The organism is Ochrobactrum sp. SFR4 (genome assembly GCF_019730395.1).
Lineage (GTDB): Bacteria > Pseudomonadota > Alphaproteobacteria > Rhizobiales > Rhizobiaceae > Pseudochrobactrum.
In genome coordinates, this window is sequence record NZ_JAAPBB010000571.1 from 1 (window position 1) to 305 (window position 305).

At 55.4% G+C, this 305-nt stretch carries 1 protein-coding gene; it reads left to right on the forward strand.

Going from position 1 to position 305, the window contains the following annotated elements:
• The coding region (locus HBA93_RS20300; protein WP_221724477.1) for an ATP-binding cassette domain-containing protein at positions 1–305 on the forward strand (305 nt) is incomplete at both ends.

Below are 305 nucleotides of genomic sequence, written 5' to 3' on the forward strand. Positions count from 1 at the left end.
GCCAATGTGCTTTTGCCGCTCAAGCTGAACCGTGGTGTAAAAGCTGCCGATCGTGAGCGTGCACTTGGCCTGCTTGAAACTGTTGGCATTAGCCGCCCTTCACAACATATCGAAACTCTGTCGCGCGGAGAGATGCAGCGTGTGGCGATTGCGCGTGCCTTGCTGGCAAAGCCCGGCGTGATTGTGGCAGATGAACCGACGGCAAGTCTTGATCAGAAAACCGGTGCGGATGTTGCGGAACTGCTGGTACGTCTTGCAACAGAGGAGCAGGCAACACTGATTGTTGTCACGCATGATCCGCAACT